This is a genomic window from Sphingomonas sp. 66-10 (assembly GCF_001897045.1).
In the GTDB taxonomy this organism is placed as follows: Bacteria; Pseudomonadota; Alphaproteobacteria; order Sphingomonadales; family Sphingomonadaceae; genus Sphingomonas; species Sphingomonas lycopersici.
Genome location: NZ_MKRR01000110.1, coordinates 12,909 through 15,181 on the forward strand (window position 1 = coordinate 12,909; position 2,273 = coordinate 15,181).

The following is a 2,273-nucleotide window of genomic DNA, read 5'->3' on the forward strand; positions in this document are numbered from 1 at the left end:
CCGCCACGACCAAAACCGGCAAGACCGTGCACTATGATTGCTCGAAGGCCGGCAACGCCAACAAGAAGGCGTGCAAATAAGCCGATATTCCACACACCGCCCTCGCGCGCGCAGGCGCGCGGGGGTGGTCAGCGCTTCTACTCTCGGCTAGGGTTCGTCATCGAAACGACACAAGCCGAAAGCACTGATTCTTGACCGACGAGACCGTCCTCGCCGACCCTTCGGACATTGCCCCCATCTCCATCGTCGAGGAGATGAAGACCAGCTATCTCGATTACGCGATGAGCGTGATCGTCGCCCGTGCGTTGCCCGATGTGCGCGACGGGCTGAAGCCGGTGCATCGCCGCATCCTCTATTCCGCCAACGAGAGCGGATTCGTGTGGAACCGCCCGTATCGCAAATCGGCGCGCATCGTCGGTGACGTGATCGGTAAATATCACCCGCACGGCGATACCGCGATCTACGACGCCTTGGCGCGCATGACGCAGGACTGGTCGATGCGCGCGCCGCTGATCGACGGCCAGGGCAATTTCGGCTCGATGGACCCCGATCCGCCCGCCGCGATGCGTTACACCGAGGCGCGCCTCGCCAAGATCGCGGATTATCTGCTCGACGATCTCGACAAGGATACCGTCGACTTCCAGCCGAACTATGACGCATCGGAAAGCGAGCCGCAGGTCCTGCCCGCGCGCTTCCCCAATCTCCTCGTCAACGGCGCCGGCGGCATCGCGGTCGGCATGGCGACCAATATCCCGCCGCATAACCTCGGCGAGGTGATCGACGCCTGTTTCGCCTATCTCGACAATGGCGCGATCACCACCGAGGAACTGATGGAGATCGTGCCGGGGCCGGATTTCCCGACCGGCGCGATCATCCTCGGCCGTTCGGGCGCGCGTTCGGCTTACGCCACCGGGCGCGGGTCGATCATCGTGCGTTCGCGCCATGTGATCGAGGAAGGACGCGGCGATCGCCGCTCGATCGTCCTCACCGAAATCCCCTATCAGCAGGGCAAGAACGCGCTCGTCGAGAAGATCGCCGAGGCCGCCAAGGACAAGCGTATCGAGGGCGTCAGCGATATCCGCGACGAATCGAACCGTCTCGGCGTGCGCATCGTCATCGACCTCAAGCGCGACGCGACCCCCGAGGTGGTGCTCAACCAATTGTGGCGGCACACCCCGGCACAGGGCAGCTTCCCGGCCAATATCCTCGCGATCCGCGGCGGCCGGCCGGAGATGCTCGGCCTCAGAGACATCATCCAGGCGTTCATCCAGTTCCGCGAACAGGTGATCACTCGCCGCTCGAAGTTCGAGCTGACCAAGGCGCGCGATCGCGCGCATATCCTGCTCGGGCTGGTCATCGCGGTGACCAATCTCGACGAGGTGGTGCGGATCATCCGCGGGTCGGCGAGCCCGGCCGAGGCGCGTGCCACCCTGCTTGCACGCGAATGGCCGATCGCCGAGATCGCGCCCTATATCCGACTGGTCGAGGCGGTGGAGGCCGAAGTCGCCGGCGACAGCTATCGCCTGAGCGAGATCCAGGTCCGCGCGATCCTCGATCTGCGGCTGCATCGCCTCACCGCGCTGGGCCGCGACGAGATCGGCGCCGAGCTGGAACAGCTCGCGGCGTCGATCGCCGAACTGCTCGAAATCCTCGCCAACCGCGTCAAGCTCTACCAGGTGATGCGCGACGAGCTGGCCGAGGTGCGCGAGCTCTTCGCCACCCCGCGCCGCACCGAGATCGCCGCCGCCGCCGACGGGATCGAGGACGAGGATCTCATCGAGCGCGAGGAGATGGTCGTCACCGTGACGATGCAGGGGTATATCAAGCGCACCCCGCTCGAGGCATTCCGTGCGCAGGCGCGCGGCGGCAAGGGCCGCAGCGGGATGGCGACCAAGGACGAGGACGTGGTGACCGAGCTGTTCGTCACCTCGACCCACACCCCGGTCCTGTTCTTCTCGACGCTCGGCAAGGTCTATCGCCTCAAGGTGTGGAAGCTGCCCGAGGGCGGCCCCGCGACGCGCGGGCGGCCGATGATCAACCTCCTCCCGCTCGCCGAGGGGGAGACGATCTCCACCGTGCTGCCGCTGCCCGAGGACGAGGCCGAATGGGGCAAGCTCCACGTCATGTTCGCCACCGCCAAGGGCAATGTGCGGCGCAACAGCATGGACGCCTTCACCAACGTCCCCTCGAACGGCAAGATCGCGATGAAGTTCGAGGGCGAGGACGAGGACGACCGGCTGATCGGCGTCGCCTTGCTCGACGAGGAGGATGAC

Annotated in this window: 1 protein-coding gene; it reads left to right on the forward strand. The window is 65.6% G+C overall.

What is annotated here, in order from left to right:
• Nucleotides 1-191: 191 nt before the first annotated feature.
• The coding region (gene gyrA, locus BGN95_RS10615) for a DNA gyrase subunit A (protein WP_286772587.1) at nucleotides 192-2,273 on the forward strand (2,082 nt) is incomplete at its 3' end.